The following is a 16,184-nucleotide window of genomic DNA, read 5'->3' as shown; positions in this document are numbered from 1 at the left end:
AGTGGGCTTCTGAGAACATCTTTGTCAGCAAACTCACTGCCGTGATCAGACTAAATCCTCCTGATGACTCTTTTTTGCCGTTCTCTGCGTCTCTTTTATGTAGTCAATAAAGGCGCGTAATGGGCCAGACATATATTGGCGATTAGGGTAGTAGAGTTGCAGGCAGGGGCGTTCGGGGAGCCAGTCGTCCAGGACCTGGATCAGCCTGCCGCTTGTCAGATGTTCTTTCACCTGTTCGTAATACAGATAACCCAGCCCAGCTCCGCCCAGAACAGCCTCGAGCGCGGAATCCATATCGTCCAGCATGATATTGCCGATCGGTGCCACTTCAAGTTTTTCCGAAGCGTTTTCAAATTCCCAGAGATACGGGCGGCCGCTCGGGAAACGAAAAACAACGCTTTGGTGATTAACCAGATCGCACGGATGCGTCGGTGCGGGATGATGCTTGAGATAATCTGGCGTGGCGGCCACCACCAGTTTGATTTTCGGCCCGATGGGGACGGTAATCATGTCTTTTTCTACCCGGTTATTCAGGCGGATCCCGGCATCAAACTCCTGTTGGACAATATCCACCAGTTTGTCCTCGGTGGTGATCGCCACTTTTATGTCCGGATATTTGCGGCTAAACCCGGTGATGAGCGGCAACAGAAAGAGGCGCGAGGCCAGGCGTGAAGTATTGATTTTCAGGGTGCCCATCGGGGCATCGCGAAAGCAGTTCATCTCGTCGAGTATGGTATTGAACTCATCAAAGACCGGGCGTAGTCGTGCAAAAAGGGTTAGCCCCGCCTCGGTGAGTGCCACGCTGCGAGTGGTGCGATTAAATAGTCGGACTTTTAATCTCTGCTCCAGCTGTTTGACGGAATGACTCATGGCGGAGGGGGATAGTCCCAATTCATCACCCGCCGCCCGAAAGCTTTTGTAGCGTGCGACGGCAATAAACGAAGCAAAGTCTGAAAAGTTCGGCTGCATTAGTGAATTTTCCTCAATAACCCATCTCAAATACTACGTTTTACAGAACTATCGTGCAGCCGTAAAGTAATGATTCCTCCACGGAATGTTAAGGTAATTTCATGAAATTAAATAATATTTACTTTATCTGGGCTCACCCTCGGTCCGATTCTTTAACCGCGCAGGTGGTGAAAGAGATGCAGAGCGAGGCGGTGCGTCATGGCTACAACGTTTCCAGCCTTGATCTCTATCGCAGCGATTTTGACCCGATACTCAGGGTGGAGGATGAGCCGGACTGGGATAATCCACAAAAAATCTATTCGGAGGAAGTACATCGACTTTTCAATGAGCTGGAGGACCAGGACACATTGGTTCTGGTGTTCCCGGTTTGGTGGTACTCCTTCCCGGCAATACTCAAGGGTTACCTGGAACGCGTCTGGAACTATGGTCTGGCCTACGGCGAAGAAAATAGACTGAAGGATAAAAAAATTCGCTGGTTGGCTTTGGTGGGCGGTTCTCAGTCAGGATTCATTAAGTACGGTTGGGAAAAGAACATGACCGATTACATTAATGGCGGCATGGCATATCTGGGCGTGGAGGATGCAAGGATCGATTTTCTCTATAACACCATCGGAGTGGAGGAGGGGATTACCGACGGCGAAGCCCATTACCATAAACTGTTCGCCGAGGCGCGTGAGGTTATAAGTTCTCTGAGAGAAACCAGTGAAGCATAAGCAGTAACGCCTGGCTAAAATGCAAAAAGCAGACTTCCGGGAAGTCTGCTTTTCTAATTTGGCGAGCTTATTTAGCTGCGAGTTCTCTACGGATGATTTCCGCGCCTGCACTTAAAGCATTGAGTTTGCCGGTGGCTACCTGACGAGCCAAGGGGGCCATGCCACAGTTGGTCGAAGGATAGAGCTTGTCGGCATCAACAAACTGCAGTGCCTTGCGTAACGTATTGGCGACTTCCTCTGGTGTCTCTATGGTGTTGGTTGCCACGTCAATGGCACCTACCATCACTTTTTTACCGCGGATCAGTTCAAGCAAGTCCATTGGAACATGCGAGTTATGGCATTCCAGTGAGATGATATCGATATTAGAGGTCTGCAGTTTGGGAAAGGCTTCTTCATATTGACGCCATTCTGACCCCAGAGTCTTTTTCCAATCGGTATTGGCTTTGATGCCATACCCGTAGCAGATATGCACCGCTGTTTCACATTTAAGCCCTTCAATGGCTCGTTCTAAAGCGGCGATGCCCCAATCATTCACTTCATCAAAAAAGACATTAAATGCCGGTTCATCAAACTGGATAATATCGACGCCAGCCGCCTCTAACTCTCGGGCTTCCTGGTTGAGAATTTTAGCGAATTCCCAGGCCAGTTTTTCGCGGCTTTTATAGTGGCTATCATAAAGCGTATCTATCATGGTCATCGGGCCTGGCAGGGCCCATTTAATCGGCTGCTTGGTGAGCTGACGTAAAAATCGGGCGTCTTCAACAAAGACGGGTTTTTGACGAGTCACTGCACCGACGACCGTTGGTACACTGGCATCATAGCGATTACGAATTCTAACCGTCTGCCGTTTTTCAAAATCAACGCCGCTCAGGTGCTCAATAAAGGTAGTGACAAAGTGTTGGCGCGTTTGCTCGCCATCACTGACGATATCAATGCCTGCTCGTTGTTGATCTTCCAGGGACAAGCGCAGGGCATCTTGTTTACCTTCAATCAGTTCCTCGTCCTGCAATTTCCAGGGAGACCAAAGTGTCTCAGGCTGTGCCAACCAGGAAGGCTTGGGTAAGCTGCCGGCAGTCGAAGTAGGTAATAATATTTTCATAATGGATGACCTTTTATTTTTGGTTAATCAAAGCGCGCAGTGAGCAGACCATTGCTCAAAAATAGTCTTATAGGGTTTGATAAAGTGTTCTTCAGTAAATTTCCCCTGCTCAATAGCCAACTGGCTACGCTCTTCACGGTCATAAACAATTTTTGTTAATGAATGATCCTGGTGATTCAGGGCCGGCTGATAGTATTGTCCGGCTGCAGAGTTTGCATTGTAAATCTCAGGGCGGTAAATCTTTTGGAAGGTCTCCATCGTGCTGATGGTACTGATAAGTTCAAGGTCAGTGTAATCACTGAGTAAATCACCAGAAAAATAAAAGGCCAAAGGCGCAACACTATTTTTCGGCATAAAATAGCGAACCTGCAAGCCCATTTTGCTGAAGTATTGTTCAGTCAAAGAGGAATCGTTTTGCTGGTATTCAATGCCCAATACAGGATGCTCATTTCCAGTCCGATAATAGGTGTCTTTACTGGATACGCTTAAACATATAACCGGTAATTTGTTAAAGTTATCTTTGTACTCATTTGAGTTGACGAAATATTTAAATATATTCCCGTGCAAGTTACCAAAGTCATCTGGAATGCTAAATTCGGGTTGGTTATTATTGTGTTCTGACAGCAACACACTAAAGTCATAATCTCGCACGTAAGAAGAGAAGTTATTTCCTACAATGCCCTCAGTGCGTTTGTTGGTTTTCTTGTCAATAATGTTGGTTTTCAATATTTCAATCACTGGGAAGCTATCGCCATTGCCCTCAATATTCATCTCAACAGAAATGATTTCAAGTTCGACAGCATAGCGATCGCCTTTGGGGTTATCCCAATGCGCCAGGGTATTGAAACGGTTGTCAATCATCACCAGAGTGTTGCGCAAGTTCTCCTGGCGGTTCTTCCCTCTGGCCAAATTGGCAAAGTTGGTGGTAATACGCGTATTTTCTGAAGGGTTATAGTTTTCATCGAAACTACTGCTCTTAACCGTAAATGTAAAATTTTTATTCATCGCGTTCTTGCACCCTGAATTCTGGTATGAAAACTGAATCTAACTTTTTGATTTTCCAGAAACAACTGGGTTTCTCATTCGTCAGTCTTCATGTTGTCAATAAGTTAACATTGCATAATTTATGCCAGAGCCATTGGATGAGTGAAAGCGACTTAATTTCATTACCACATGAGGCATATTCATGATCTGGGGTGCGGAGGGGGGAAGTGTCGATAGTGGGGGCAGTGACGGGCCAACAAGCTTTGAGAAACGCCCCCAACAAACGCCTTTGGTGTTTACCGCTTCACCCCGGCCCCTCGCTTCCAGCCGCCAACAAAGGAACCAGGATGTCGCTAATGGGGGTAGGAATGCCTTGTGAATGGCCATAACGCTGCACGACGCCGTTGCGTATTTCCCATTCCAGCGGGCGATTGGCCTGGCGATCGGCGAGAATGGAGGTACCCAAGTCCGCAGGCGCACGATGAAAACCGTCAACGATCTCCTGGGGAACGTTATCGCTAAGTACCGCACCTTCGGCGCGTGCGACAGCCAGACATTCATGCAGATAAGCCAGTGCCAGTTTCGTGATATCCCCGCGTGAGAACATTCCCGCACGGCGGTTTGCAAGAACCATCAGGCCCGCGGCCGCATTCTGCAATAGTTGACTGAGGTTCCAGTAGTCGAAGGGCACGGCGAGCCGCCCAAAGATAATGAAACTGATCGCCATCTCTACTGGTGCGAACAAGCAGGCTGTCAGACATTGAGCATCGTCCTTATGCCAGTTAGGCTACAAGGATTATAACTCCTTATTTTTTAATACTCTATAACCTGAGAGTATTGAGGGAAAAACGCTTTCCTGCTGAGAATGAGCCGAGTTTCAGGGAAGTGTTTTATGGCAAAAAATAGTTCAACTATTGATTTTTTCGATAATACAGGCCAGTTTTTGTCTGTCTTCTTGCAATATTGTTTTCACGTTACTCCGACTTCTGGCTCTGGAGCGTGTGTCGAAGCCATCCTTCCTGAATATATTTTCTGCGCCGCTCAAGCGTTTTTCACCTAATTTCTCTGATAACCATGTATCCAGTTGTCGATTATAAATCGGGAATGCGTCTGAAGATGAGCGACGTAGAGCAATAGCTCGCAGTTCTGTTAACTGGATAATATCGATAATATCGCGATCAAATGTAATTAAATTAGCGATGTAAAATGAAGAGTTTGTGTTATCTGAGATAGAGTTAGTCAGCTGATCCATGCTCCTGAGCATATTTAAATCTCTGGCGCAGTTTCTCAGTTTATCGAAGGGTCTCTTTTTCTTTTGTAATCCATCAAGTTTTTGCGACATCTGTGATTTTCCTTCACGGAAGAGGATGTCGGCACAAACAAGTAATTCGCGAATCATCATGGTAGATAATTCATCATGCATGAATTGCACCAGTTCATTCATTTTATTCTGGGCTGATCTTTTGGAAGATAGTTCGATTAATTTCGTTCTTAACAGCATAGCTTCCAGTAGGTCAACCTGGTCTTCGATCGCCTTTCCTAAACCGGCATCTAGGTTCTGGTAAAATTGATACAGAAAACGGTCAGCCTCTGCTTCCGCCTGCTCCCGGTATAATTTCCTGTACATTTTTCCCCATTCTGCATTCAGGGGTTGTTTAATCCAGGAAAGAGCAAATAATGCAGCCATTGTTTCCCGGATCCCAGTTATCGTTTCTGGTGTTCTGTCTCTCTGAGCTTCCCATAAATAAAGATAGGGATTAATGTTGGATAGTTCATCAAATGAGAATGAATCTGAAAGCATTCGGCAAAAATTTAACAGATGTTCTTTGGGCTCTTCGCGATAGGCCAAAGAACGGATAAAACTTGCTGCATTTGAATCAATATAAGTACCGTAGCCAACCTGAAACATCATGGTATCTGATGATGAAATGACATCATGATCCAGAACCCATAATGAATGCCCAGAGAATAACGTTGATACAAAACCTTTTTCAGAAAATTGGGCTCGTCTAAGGGGGAGTGGCCCTGTTTTACTCTCGTCGGCATACAGGATCCTCCAGTCTTTTAATAAATGCTGATTTTCCTCAAAACTGGCAAGAGCTTCACTACGTGTAGGAGCTGTACCGACTGAGTAAAGAGCTTGCTGAGTTGCATATTCTGTAGAATGCACTTTCTCTCCTTGAAATAAATTTTCGTAACCTTCTAATGTATGTTGAATGATTTAATAAACATTGTACAACAGGAAATTATAAGTTGTGAGACACCTTCTGAAAGTGCTACTTGTCACCCAATCCCAATCGCAGTATCCAATCCCGGCACCTGCAAAATCAGGTGCCGGGATTGGAACCCTGATTGAATTCATCGACGATATTAAGGCGCGTCTGCGCTTTTTTGTATCGTGCGCACGACTACATCTCTATGGTGGGCCGTGCGGGGGCGCTGTAAAGCGCGCCGGTGTCGATGAGGCCGGTAGTTCCAACCCCGTCCGGTTCCACCACCTATGAGATTGGAACCTCTAGTGGTGGTAATAAACACTGCTCATCGGAGGTTGCCTTATGGCTACGACCCTCAACCAGACTCACCCGTTACTCACCATCCCGTTCAGCGCTGCCACGGATTTCACCGTACTGGCCGAACACTGCAAACATTTCGCCAAAACTCTCGCCGAAAGCAACGACCCTGCGCTAAAAATGGCGATCTGCGGCAGACTCAGTACCTGTCTGACATTGTTGCAATCCACGCTGCTCGACCCGATCCCGGAGTCTATGAGAGACAGCCTGACCGTTGACGCGTTCCCCGCCAGTTTTCCCCGCTTTGAACCTGACTGCACGGAACTCTGCCACTATTGCCTTGCCCTGACGCAGATACTGACGACACAGGGACTGTTGCCGGAAACGCGGAATTACCTTAGCTGCCTGCTGTGCGACCTGATCCTCTATTTCTCCGCTGAAATCACCGCGCCGCGCTGGATACGTACCTCAGACGGCGTGAAATTTATCGATGAGGTGGCCGCATGATGCAACCGGACTGGCATTCTGCCGACATTATTGTCGCGTTGAAAAAGCGCGGAACCTCAATGGCGGCGCTTTCCCGCAAAGCGGGGCTGGCGTCTTCTACACTGGCAAGTGCGCTTACCCACCACTGGCCAAAGGGCCAAAGGCTGATTGCCGAAGCGCTAGGCGTGGCGTCTGAAAAAATCTGGCCTTCGCGCTATCGCTGATGTCCCTCCGGCGCAGCCCGGATATGGAAACTGCGCCGCATTTTGTTTATCCGATCCGCAATAATCCTTTGAAGTGCAAAAACAGTTTTCTATTATCGGCCCTCTTTGTCGCGTACTAAGCTTCCACCTGCACGAAATGCCCCATGGCCTTAAAGAAGCGCCCGATGCATCAGGATGGACGCCGTTTTACCGGCAATGCCGCCTTTGAAAACTACCGGATCTGTCCTCTGATGGATTAAGGCTATCTTCATGCTTATTACGCTAAGGAAATCACAATGAATCTGATGAATAATTGTGCATCACCCGACGTTAATGTTATATTAAAATATAACATTCGGAGGTGCTCTATGTATATTACTCGACTGAAAAAGGTTGGAGGATCCGTCATGCTGGCGGTTCCTCCCGCCGTGCTGAAAACGCTGGCGCTGTCGACGGACAGCGAAGTGGGCATGACCATTGATAATGGCTGCCTGATTATTGAACCCCAGAAACGGCCTCGTTATTCGCTTGAGGAACTGCTGGCTCAATGCGATCCGCACGCCGAAATGAGCGAAGATGATCGGGAATGGATTAATGCGCCTGCAGTGGGCAAGGAGATCCTGTAAATGAACAGAGGGGAAATCTGGCTCGTTTCACTGGATCCGATTGCCGGCCACGAGCAAAGTGGGAAACGTCCGGTACTCATCGTATCGACGGCATCGTTTAACAAGCTGACCCGGCTACCTGTTGTTGTTCCGGTCACCAGCGGCGGAAACTTCGCTCGCACAGCTGGTTTTACTGTCTCATTGGAAGGGGCAGGAGTCAAAACAACGGGCGTTATTCGCTGCGATCAGCCCAGGACTATTGATATGGGAGCTCGTAACGGCAGACGGCTGGAATGTATACCTAATAATGTTGTGAATGAGGTGCTGGCCAGACTGGAAGCTATTCTGACCTGATGTTTTTAATTAAATGGAAAAACCTGAAAGCAAAAAGCCCGCTCAGGTTTCCCTGAGCGGGCTTCTCTAATATGGCTCCTCTGACTGGACTCGAACCAGTGACATACGGATTAACAGTCCGCCGTTCTACCGACTGAACTACAGAGGAATCGTTTGAACGGCCGGAATCATAACGGGGTGTTGGCAGCATGTCAAAGGCGGATTACGCATTCTGTGACTGTTTGCTTACAGAATGCGCAACCCGTTGAGCTTTTGGCAGATTTATCCTGGTTCCGCGCGTTTTAGACGCAGTTGATAGTGGTAATGGCTGCGGCTGAGCAGGTAGTCCTGATTAACGCTCGGACTCCAGGAATCGTCACCACCCACTCCCATATGGAAACCGTCCAGGTTGAGCCAGGTACCGGCTTCCGGTTGCAGCAGGTGCTGGTGGCTGCAATCCATCAACTGGCGCAGGCCGTAGCGGCTGAGCGAGAAGTGGAACATCCCGTCGATATGCCAGTCACCGTACTGCAGGCTGCGGGTCTCGCAGCGCAGGCCGTTCTCGCCGGGGAAGATGTACGGCGTGTGCAGCTCTTCCAGCGGTTGCTGCCAACGGCCGAATTGCGCGGCAAGGCGACGGTCAGGGTAGTTCTCATGCGGGCCCAGGCCTAACCATTGCGCCTGTGGATGAATTTCTTTCAGTTGGCAGCTCAGACCAATACGTGCCGGTGGCGGCAGACTGGCGGCGATCTCTACGTCAACGCTGATACTGACCGCGCCCTGGTTGTCGAACAGCCACTGTTTACGGCTGCGTAACAGCGTTTGCCCATCGGCCCCGAACAGGTGTTCACTCACCACACGCACGCCATCGATTAGCAAGTCGGCCTGTAACAGCGTGCAGTGTGTTTCCAGCCGGTACATGCCCGCCAGCTTCCAGCGCTCGACCCAGGCGTTGGGATCGATGCGTTCGACTTCACTGATGCCGATGTCGTTATCCAGCGGTGCGCGGATAAAATTATCACGCAGTGGCGTCAGCATCTGAGGGTGTTCGTGGTGCCACCACTGGGCTAAACAGCCGTCGTCGCGCGTAAACTGCCAGCGTTGATTACCATGGATGATGTCGATCCTTTGGTCATCTTGGCTGAGCTGTGGGGGCGAGCCTGCCGTTGGTGGCGGCGCCAGATGCAGCGTGCGGGGCACCAGCCATTGATCCCAGGCGCAGCGATGGTTGGCCTCGGACCAGTCGGTGGCCTGCGGTTGCACCACTTCGACATTCAGCCACAGTTCGCCGGGTTGATGGAGCATCGGCAAGCGCTCGAGCAGTTGGACGCTGGCGCTACCCTGTGGTTTCAGGGTGAGATCGAAGCTGCCGCTGGCGCGCTCGATGCCATCCAACTCCAGTCGCCAGTTCAGGCGTTCGTTGTCGGTAGCGCGGAACAGGTACTCGCTGCTGACGGTCAGCGTCAGCGTGTCGGCATCGAAGGTAAACTGGAAAAACTGCTGTGCACGCTGCGCTTCAAACAGCGCGGGATGCGGAGTGCGATCGGGGAATACCAGCCCATTAAGGCAGAATTGCCGATCGTTCGGCGTGTCGCCAAAGTCGCCACCGTAAGCCCAGTGTTCGTCGCCGTTCTCATCACGGCGGGTCAGTGCCTGATCGACCCAGTCCCAGACGAAGCCACCCTGCAGGCGCGGATGCTGACGGAAGGCCTGCCAGTAGCGGTCAAAGCCACCGAAGCTGTTGCCCATCGCGTGGGCGTATTCACACAGGATCAGCGGGCGATGTTCATCCGGCAGGCCGATCCATTTTTTGACTGACCACTTGGGCACGGCAGGGAACGGTTGATCCTGATCCACTCGCGCATACATCGGGCAGATAATATCGGTGGCGGCGCTGTTGGCACCGCCGCCTTCGTACTGCACCGGGCGAGTGGGATCCTGACTTTTCACCCAGCGATACAGCGCGTCATGGTTGCAGCCATGACCAGACTCGTTGCCCAGCGACCAGATAATAATGCAGGGGTGGTTGCGATCGCGCTGCACCATGCGCGTCACGCGTTCGCTCATTGCCGGTAGCCACAGCGGATCGTCAGACAGCCGGTTCATCGGCTGCATACCGTGGGTTTCAATATTGGCTTCATCCACCACATACAGCCCGTAGCGGTCGCACAATCGGTACCAAAGCGGGTGGTTTGGGTAGTGCGAGCAGCGCACCGCGTTGAAGTTGTGCTGTTTCATCAGCAGGATGTCATGGCGCATTGTGGCTTCGTCCATCACCTGGCCGTGCTGCGGATGATGTTCGTGACGGTTAGTGCCGCGGATCAGCAGCGGCTGGCCGTTAAGCTTCAACAGCCCATGGCTGATTTCCACCTGACGGAAGCCGACGTCATAGGCTTCCACCTCAATAATTTCCCCTTCCGGCGACAGCAGGGTCAGCGTTGCGCGGTACAGCGCAGGTGTTTCCGCGCTCCACAGTGCCGGTTGCTCCACCGGCAGGCGCAGGGTGGTACGATCCTTATAGGCACCGCGTTCGTCGATAATCTCGCTGCCGAACGCCTGGGTTTTTTCCCCCACCAACTGCCCATCACGCCATAGCTGCAACTGTACCCGGTGCTGGGCGGCACGGTTGATGTGTACTTCTGCCACCAGTTCGCCACGGCGGAAACTGTCATACAGCGGGGTGGTAATGCGGATATCGCTCAGGTGCGCGGTGGGTTTATGCAGCAGGCTGACGTCGCGGAAAATACCGCTCATGCGCCACATATCCTGATCTTCCAGATAGCTGCCATCGCACCAGCGCAGCACCATTACCGCCAACCGGTTTTCACCGGCCTGCAACCAGGGGCTGAGATCAAACTCGGCAGGCAGGCGGCTGTCCTGTGAATAACCGACCCAGTGGCCGTTGCACCACAGATAAAACGCAGAGTTAACGCCGTCAAAGATAATGCGCGTCTGGCCTTCAGCCAGCCAGGCGGGATCGACAGTAAACTGTCGCGAATAGCAGCCGGTCGGGTTTTCCTCTGGCACCCGTGGCGGATCTACCGGGATCGGGTAGCGGACGTTGGTGTAGATTGGCGCGTCATAACCGGCAAGTTGCCAGTTAGACGGCACCGCCAGGGTATCGGCGTCGGCCAGGTCTTGTTGCAACCAACTGTCGGGGACCGCCTGTGGGTTGCCGAAATAGCTGAACTGCCAGTCGCCGTTCAGAAGTTGCCGACTACCGCTGCTCTCATCGTCACGTGCAGCATTCAGGCTGCGCCAGCTCGAGAAAGGCGGATGTGCAGCCAGCCGTTGATAATGGGTACAGGCCGGATTTTGCCAGTCCCGGCGGGCGAGAAGGTCTTTCAGGGAAGGAAGGGGCAGGCTACTCATCAGCGATCGTCCTGTCGGCGGATTATAGAGGCATCATGCCGAATAAGATGCTGAGGATAGTGATAAAAGTAAAGCGGTTACATTCAAGCTTGCAGGGGCGATCAAATAACCGCTTATTCTGGCAGGTTGGGGCGGTAAATCCGCTGCGGACGGCCCACTTTGCCGTAAATGATTTCTGCACGCAGCTGCTGGGCGGCGGTGCAAAACTCCAGATAACGGCGTGCGGTGGTGCGGCTTAGTCCCATTTTTTGCGCAACGCTTTCAGCTGTGTGGCTGGCCGAAGGCAGTTCGAACAAGGCACGGATTTTCACCAGCGTCAGTTCATCGATGCCTGCCGGCAAGCTCGCCTGCTGTTCACCGCGTGCGTAGGTGTTGAACATCTGATCAATGCGGTGTTGACTAAGCCGCGCTTTGTCTTTCAACGCCTGTCGCCGCTGGCTAAAGCGCAGCAGCGTGTGGGACAGACGATCGTAGGCCAGCGGTTTGATCAGGTAATCGAAGACCCCATAACGCAGCGCTTCGGCCACGGTATCCATGTCGCTGGCGGCGGTGATAAACACGATGCCACCGGCATAACCACTCAAGGTCAGTTCACGCAGCAGCTCAATGCCCTGACCGTCGGGCAGGAAGTTGTCCAGCAGGATCAGATCCGGTTTGAAGCGCTCGCTCATCATGCGCGCCTGCGCCAGGTTGCCGGCCAACCAGATTTGCCGGCAACCGCCGTTCTGACGGATAAATTCCGCATGCATCTCCGCCAGCGGTGTTTCATCTTCGACAATCAGTATGTTCAACCATTCCATAGGGCATTTTCCAGTTGCAATGAATATGCTACGTAAATGTAATTTAATTGCGCCATCAATTAAAGATTATCTCAATAATAAACACCATAAAAATAATTAAGTAAATAAAGAACATTAAATAACTTATTAACCGGGAGTGGTTTGTGAAATAGGTCAATAATTCGCTACTTTTTTCTGCCTACTATTGTTTTATTAAATGTTCCCAATGGTTTTAACGGTTTTATCTTTATGGTTTTTAAGGTTTTAATTATTCCTAAAGATGTTAATTGATGTTTATTTTCTGTTTAATTTGTTATTTATTAGTTAACCCAGAGAGTGTGCTATGTTGGGCGATGCCGTATTTGACCGAGTGAAAAGATCAGATCATAAAAATATAGCGCAGATTAATGCCTTTCTGCGGAGTAACGACCTGAATATTGATACTACGGTTGAAATATTTATAACCGTGACGCAAAACGATGAATTGGTCGCCTGCGGCGGCATTGCAGAGAATATTATCAAATGCGTCGCTATCAGCCCACAAATGCGTGGCGAAGGGTTGGCACTGCGGCTGGCGACCGAACTGGTCAATCTGGCTTATGAACGCCACCACACCCAGCTATTTATCTACACCAAAATCCAAAATGAAGCGTTGTTCCGCCAGTGCGGTTTTTATCCGATAGCCCAGGTACCGGGCATTGTGGTGCTGATGGAAAACAGCCCGTGCCGCCTGAAGCGCTATGCCGCCCAGTTGGCGGGCCAGCGACAGCCGGGCCACACCATTGGCAGCATCGTGATGAATGCCAACCCCTTTACCCGCGGTCACCAATATCTGGTGCGCCAGGCGGCAGAAAAGTGCGACTGGCTGCACCTGTTTTTGGTCAAGGAAAACACCTCGCGTTTCAGCTATGAAGACCGGCGGCGGCTGGTACTGGCAGGGACTACGGATATCCCTAACCTGACGGTGCATGAAGGTTCGCAATACGTGATTTCCCGCGCCACTTTCCCTTGTTACTTCATTAAAGATCAGGGTATTGCCGACGACTGTTACACCGAAATCGATCTCAAGATCTTTCGCCAGTATCTGGCCCCCGCGCTGGGTATCACCCACCGTTTTGTCGGCAACGAGCCGTTCTGCGCGGTCACCGCGAAATACAACCGCGATATGCGTTATTGGCTGGAAACCCCGGCGTTACCCAGCCCGCCGATCGCTCTGGTAGAAATTGAGCGTTTGCAATATCAGGGCACGGCGATCTCGGCCTCCTGGGTACGCAAGCTGTTGGCGGCAGGGGATTTTCACGCCGCCGCGCCGCTGGTACCGCCAGACACCCTGTATTACCTGCAAGATTTGCAAACGCAGCGCCGGGCCAAACCGGCAGTCACCCCCTTTGAATCCGCACAATCAGGTGAAAGATGAAAATTATCCGAGAAGCAATGGCCGGCACGCTGGAGTCCAGCGATGTCATGGTGCGCATCGCACCCGCTGAGGGGCCGGAACACGATCTGCTGATCGCCAGCAGCGTGGAAAAACAGTTCGGCGAAGCCATCCGCCAGACGCTGCTGCAGGTGCTGCAACACTACCAGGTGGAGCCGGTGCAGGTGATGGTGGACGACAAAGGTGCGCTCGACTGCGTGCTGCGAGCCCGGCTGGAAACCGCATTGATGCGCGCCAGTGAAAACGGCCAACTGCCGTGGGGAGCGCCTAATGAAAACGCTGAATAAACACCGCCTGCGCCGCAGCATGCTGTTCGTGCCCGGCGCCAATGCGGCGATGGTGAGCAATGCCTTTATCTATCAGGCCGATGCGTTGATGTTTGATCTGGAAGACTCGGTGATCCTGCGCGAAAAAGACGCGGCGCGGCGGCTGGTCTATCACGCGTTGCAACATCCGCTGTATCAGGAAGTGGAAACCATTGTGCGGGTTAACGCGCTGGATTCCGCTTACGGCCTGGCAGATTTGCAGGCGGTAGTGCGTGGTGGGGCCGACATTGTGCGCCTGCCGAAAACTGACAGCGCGCAGGACGTGGTGGATATGGATCGCGAAATTGCCGCCATCGAAGCCGACTGCGGCCGCCCGGTCGGTAGCACCGGCCTGCTGGCGGCGATTGAGTCGGCGGCGGGCATCACTCAGGCGGTGGCTATCGCCCATGCTTCGCCACGGTTGATCGGTATTGCACTGGGGGCGGAAGACTATGTGCGCAACCTGCGTACCGAACGTTCCCCCGAGGGCATCGAGCTGCTGTTTGCGCGCTGCTCACTGTTGCAGGCGGCGCGGGCCGCCGGCATTCAGGCGTTCGATACGGTCTATTCCGACGCCAATAACGAAGCCGGTTTCCTGCAGGAAGCGGCGCTGATCAAACAGCTCGGTTTCGACGGCAAATCCCTGATTAACCCCCGGCAGATCGAACTGCTGCACAACCTGTATGCGCCAACCGCCAAAGAGGTGACCCATGCCCAGCGGGTGGTGGATGCCGCCGCAGCGGCGGAGCAGGAAGGGCGCGGCGTGGTGTCGCTCAACGGCAAGATGGTCGACAGCCCGGTGATTGAGCGCGCACGGCTGGTGTTGCAGCGCGCAGCGCTTTCCGGCATCCGCGAAGCCTCGGTTCAGCATGGAGAGGAAGCATAATGAAACGTCAACAACGACTGATGACCCTGAACAACCTGGCGGATTTGCGCTGCTATCAGGATTCCTCCAAGGCTAACCAGCAGGCGCGTAAACCCCGCGATATCAAACGCTGCGACACGCTGGAACAGGCGGTGCGCCGCAGCGGATTGCAGGACGGCATGACCATTTCTTTCCACCATGCGTTTCGCGGTGGCGATCTGGCGCTGAATCAGGTGATGGAAACGCTGGCGGCGATGGGGTTCCGCAACCTGACGCTGGCCTCCAGCTCGCTGAGCGAATGCCATGCGCCGTTGGTCGGTCATATCCGCAACGGAGTGGTAAGCCGGATTTACACCTCCGGTGTGCGCGGCCCGCTGGCGGACGCCATCTCACGCGGCCTGCTGGCCGAACCGGTGCAGATCCACTCCCACGGCGGTCGGGTCAACCTGATCGAATCCGGTGAACTGGCGATTGACGTCGCCTTCCTTGGGGTACCGGCCTGTGATGAGTTCGGCAATGCCAACGGCTACAGCGGCGAAGCCTGCTGCGGCTCGCTGGGTTACGCCAAAGTGGATGCCGACGCGGCGGGCACCGTGGTGTTGCTGACCGAGGCGATTGTGCCTTATCCGCATCATCCGGCCAGCCTGGCACAGGATCGGGTGGATCTGATCGTTCAACTGGCACGGGTGGGCGACGCCGACAAGATTGGTGCCGACGCCACGCGCATGACCTCCAACCCGCGTGAACTGCTGATTGCCCGTCGGGCCGCCGAAGTGATCGCCGGTTCCGGCTACTTTACCGAAGGTTTCTCGCTGCAAACCGGCACCGGTGGCGCCTCTCTGGCGGTGACGCGTTTTCTGGAGGACAAGATGCGCGCCCGCGGTATTCGCGCCGGTTTCGCACTCGGTGGCATTACTTCGACCATGGTGGATTTGCATGAAAAAGGGCTGATCACCCGGCTGCTGGACGTGCAAAGTTTTGACCGCGCGGCGGCGATGTCGCTGGCGCGCAACCCTAACCACATTGAGATCAGCGCCAACCAGTACGCCAATTTCAGTTCGAAGGGCGCCTCGGTCGATAGGCTTGACGTGGTGGTGCTGAGCGCGTTGGAAATCGACACCGGGTTCAACGTTAACGTGCTGACCGGCTCCGACGGCCTGCTGCGCGGTGCCTCTGGCGGCCACTGTGATACCGCTGCGGCCGCGCGGTTGGCGATCATCGTGGCACCGCTGGTGCGTGGGCGCATCCCAACGCTGGTCGAGCAAGTGACCACCTGTGTCACGCCCGGCTCCAGCATCGACATTCTGGTTACCGATCATGGTATTGCCGTTAACCCGGCGCGGCCAGAGTTGGCGCAGCGGCTGAAAGAGGCCGGTTTGCCGGTGGTCGGCATCGACTGGCTGCGCCAGCGGGCGCTGCTGCTGACCGGTGAACCGGAGCCGATCGTCTTTACCGACAAGGTGGTGGCGGTCGTGCGCTATCGCGACGGTTCGGTGATCGACGTGGTGCATCAGGTGGCGGAGTAA

15 protein-coding genes, 1 tRNA gene and 1 pseudogene are annotated in these 16,184 nt (G+C 52.9%); 9 read left to right on the top strand and 8 right to left on the bottom strand.

Going from position 1 to position 16,184, the window contains the following annotated elements; all coding sequences use genetic code 11:
• Window positions 1-45 precede the first annotated feature (45 nt).
• Entirely contained in the window at window positions 46-969 is a 924-nt protein-coding gene (locus QOT07_RS16730) for a LysR family transcriptional regulator (RefSeq protein ID WP_283603609.1), read from the bottom strand.
• Window positions 970-1,070: 101 nt separating this feature from the next.
• Between QOT07_RS16730 and QOT07_RS16725 the strand changes: the two genes are divergently transcribed.
• Complete coding sequence (locus QOT07_RS16725; protein ID WP_283603608.1) at window positions 1,071-1,682, top strand: NAD(P)H oxidoreductase; 612 nt, start codon at window positions 1,071-1,073, stop codon at window positions 1,680-1,682.
• A 67-nt stretch (window positions 1,683-1,749) separates the two neighbouring features.
• Here the strand turns inward: QOT07_RS16725 and QOT07_RS16720 are convergent, their stop codons facing one another.
• From QOT07_RS16720 to QOT07_RS16705, 4 genes and pseudogenes are all read right to left on the bottom strand, one after another.
• Entirely contained in the window at window positions 1,750-2,781 is a 1,032-nt protein-coding gene (locus QOT07_RS16720; protein ID WP_283603606.1) for a methionine synthase, read from the bottom strand.
• Between the two features lie 27 nt (window positions 2,782-2,808).
• Window positions 2,809-3,786, bottom strand: coding sequence for a DUF1852 domain-containing protein (locus QOT07_RS16715; RefSeq protein WP_283603605.1), 978 nt, complete (start codon window positions 3,784-3,786; stop codon window positions 2,809-2,811).
• 283 nt (window positions 3,787-4,069) lie between these two features.
• Window positions 4,070-4,429, bottom strand: a pseudogene (locus QOT07_RS16710) (ketopantoate reductase C-terminal domain-containing protein); the annotation flags it as partial.
• 243 nt (window positions 4,430-4,672) lie between these two features.
• Complete coding sequence (locus QOT07_RS16705; RefSeq protein ID WP_283603604.1) at window positions 4,673-5,935, bottom strand: hypothetical protein; 1,263 nt, start codon at window positions 5,933-5,935, stop codon at window positions 4,673-4,675.
• Between the two features lie 385 nt (window positions 5,936-6,320).
• Between QOT07_RS16705 and QOT07_RS16700 the strand changes: the two genes are divergently transcribed.
• From QOT07_RS16700 to QOT07_RS16685, 4 genes are all read left to right on the top strand, one after another.
• Window positions 6,321-6,782, top strand: coding sequence for a hypothetical protein (locus QOT07_RS16700; protein WP_207978179.1), 462 nt, complete (start codon window positions 6,321-6,323; stop codon window positions 6,780-6,782).
• The gene (locus QOT07_RS16695) at window positions 6,779-6,985 is read left to right on the top strand and encodes a helix-turn-helix domain-containing protein (RefSeq protein ID WP_207978181.1); all 207 of its coding nucleotides are present in this window, start codon (window positions 6,779-6,781) and stop codon (window positions 6,983-6,985) included. Before QOT07_RS16700 ends, QOT07_RS16695 begins: the two co-directional genes overlap by 4 nt.
• Before the next feature lie 347 nt (window positions 6,986-7,332).
• Window positions 7,333-7,590 (top strand): AbrB/MazE/SpoVT family DNA-binding domain-containing protein, encoded by a 258-nt coding sequence (locus tag QOT07_RS16690; protein WP_085117562.1) that lies wholly within the window; start codon window positions 7,333-7,335, stop codon window positions 7,588-7,590.
• Window positions 7,591-7,923, top strand: a complete 333-nt coding sequence (locus QOT07_RS16685) for a type II toxin-antitoxin system PemK/MazF family toxin (protein WP_085117561.1) — start codon at window positions 7,591-7,593, stop codon at window positions 7,921-7,923.
• Window positions 7,924-7,995: 72 nt separating this feature from the next.
• On the opposite strand, the gene QOT07_RS16680 is transcribed toward QOT07_RS16685, so the two are convergent.
• The 3 genes from QOT07_RS16680 to dpiA all read right to left on the bottom strand — a co-directional run bounded on the left by QOT07_RS16680 (window position 7,996) and on the right by dpiA (window position 12,074).
• A tRNA-Asn gene (locus tag QOT07_RS16680) sits at window positions 7,996-8,071 on the bottom strand.
• A gap of 113 nt (window positions 8,072-8,184) precedes the next feature.
• Window positions 8,185-11,274, bottom strand: coding sequence for a beta-galactosidase (locus tag QOT07_RS16675; RefSeq protein WP_283603601.1), 3,090 nt, complete (start codon window positions 11,272-11,274; stop codon window positions 8,185-8,187).
• Window positions 11,275-11,387: 113 nt separating this feature from the next.
• Entirely contained in the window at window positions 11,388-12,074 is a 687-nt protein-coding gene (gene dpiA, locus QOT07_RS16670) for a two-component response regulator DpiA (protein WP_099064588.1), read from the bottom strand.
• 322 nt (window positions 12,075-12,396) lie between these two features.
• Here dpiA and citC point away from each other — a divergent pair, with 322 nt between their 5' ends.
• The 4 genes from citC to citF are packed head-to-tail and all read left to right on the top strand — an operon-like array spanning window position 12,397 to window position 16,184.
• On the top strand, window positions 12,397-13,470 hold the full coding sequence (gene citC / locus QOT07_RS16665; protein WP_283603600.1) for a [citrate (pro-3S)-lyase] ligase: 1,074 nt from the start codon (window positions 12,397-12,399) through the stop codon (window positions 13,468-13,470).
• A complete protein-coding gene (gene citD, locus QOT07_RS16660; RefSeq protein ID WP_112348958.1) occupies window positions 13,467-13,775 on the top strand; it encodes a citrate lyase acyl carrier protein in 309 nt (102 codons plus the stop codon). The genes citC and citD overlap by 4 nt, the downstream gene beginning before the upstream one ends.
• Window positions 13,759-14,679: a citrate (pro-3S)-lyase subunit beta gene (gene citE, locus QOT07_RS16655; protein ID WP_283603599.1), complete on the top strand. Its 921-nt coding sequence runs from the start codon at window positions 13,759-13,761 to the stop codon at window positions 14,677-14,679. Before citD ends, citE begins: the two co-directional genes overlap by 17 nt.
• Window positions 14,679-16,184 carry a citrate lyase subunit alpha gene (gene citF / locus QOT07_RS16650; RefSeq protein WP_099064585.1) on the top strand — a complete coding sequence of 502 codons (1,506 nt, stop codon included), beginning with the start codon at window positions 14,679-14,681 and terminating at the stop codon, window positions 16,182-16,184. The genes citE and citF overlap by 1 nt, the downstream gene beginning before the upstream one ends.

The organism is Serratia proteamaculans, from assembly GCF_949794035.1.
GTDB lineage: Bacteria > Pseudomonadota > Gammaproteobacteria > Enterobacterales > Enterobacteriaceae > Serratia > Serratia proteamaculans.
Note: the sequence above shows the minus strand (reverse complement) of the source record. Positions and strands in the feature narration are given on the sequence as shown.